The organism is Streptomyces sp. NPDC047706 (assembly GCF_043204795.1).
Classification (GTDB): domain Bacteria; phylum Actinomycetota; class Actinomycetes; order Streptomycetales; family Streptomycetaceae; genus Streptomyces.
The window spans coordinates 1-1,121 of record NZ_JBIDCW010000073.1 but is presented as its reverse complement, the minus strand read 5'-3'; the positions used below and the strand labels follow the sequence as shown (position 1 = coordinate 1,121).

The window sequence follows — 1,121 nt, the reverse complement described above, 5'->3', positions numbered from 1 at the left end:
GGACCGCGTGTATGCCTACTTTCGCAGGTGGCGGAAGGCGGGCCTGGCCCGGGAGTTCCACGGCCGGCTGCGCTGCAGGGTCCGCGAGGCCGAGGGCCGTCGGACGGAACCGACGGCGGCGATCATCGACTCGCAGTCGGTCAAGGGCGCCGCGTCGGTGCCCTCGGTCTCACGTGGCTACGACGGCGGGAAGAAGATCATCGGCAGGCGCCGGCACGTCATCACGGACAGCGTCGGCCTCATCTTGATGGTGCTGGTGACGGCGGCCAATGTGACCGACCGGCAGGCCGCCTGCGTCATGCTGCCCCGCCTGCGGGCCCGGTTCCACAAGATCGGCCTGGTCTGGGCCGACGGCGGTTACACCGGCCGCCTCGTCACCTGGGCGAAGGAGAAACTGCAGCTCACGCTTGAGATCGTGAAACGCTCGGACGACATGAAGGGGTTCGTGGTGCTGCCGAGAAGATGGTGCGTGGAGCGCACGCTGGGGTGGCTGATGAACTCGGGGCGCCTGGTGCGGGACTTCGAGACGCTGCCCGCCTCCAGCGAGGCGTTCATCTACTTCTCGCAGGCCATGCTGATCAGCCGCCGCCTGGCGCGGACCACTTCCCGTTCGCGCCAGGAGCGGCCCCTGTGGACGGTCGCCGCGTGAACCGGCCGGACGGCGAGACCGTCAGCCAGCCCCGCTCGGCCAGGCGCCTCGCCTTCGAGCGCACTCCCTCGATCTTCGCCGGGACCAACTCCAGCTCCAGGCAGGCGGCGAGCTGTTTCGCCGAGATCCCCTCGCTGTCATCCGGACGGTCCTGAACCAGCTCGACGATCCGCCGGTAGTCCGTCGAGAGCGCCTCCGGCGTCGCACCGGGGTGCCACCTGGGCACCACGGACCCCGCAACCGGCGCCGTGGCCACCGCGGCGTCGGCCTCCTGAGGCCCGGGCACGACTTCCGGCTCGGCGGCCTCCGCCCTCTCACGGGCCAGGGCCAGGACCTCGACGACTTCTTCCCTCGCGATCATCCGACGGGCCAACACCGCTTCCGCCTCGGCGAGTTCAGCAGCGATCCGCTCCGCCTGGAGGCGAAGTTCCTCCGCCCGTGTTCGGGCCGCCGCCTCTCGCTCCTCCAGAAA

The 1,121-nt window shown here is 70.4% G+C and carries 2 protein-coding genes; one reads left to right on the top strand and one right to left on the bottom strand.

The window, feature by feature from the left end; all coding sequences use genetic code 11:
- The coding region (locus tag ACGF8A_RS34565) for an IS5 family transposase (RefSeq protein WP_393114808.1) at positions 1 to 649 on the top strand (649 nt) is incomplete at its 5' end.
- Here ACGF8A_RS34565 and ACGF8A_RS34560 read toward each other — a convergent pair.
- On the bottom strand, positions 579 to 1,121 hold a 543-nt coding region (locus ACGF8A_RS34560), incomplete at its 5' end, for a hypothetical protein (RefSeq protein ID WP_393114806.1). The genes ACGF8A_RS34565 and ACGF8A_RS34560 overlap by 71 nt on opposite strands.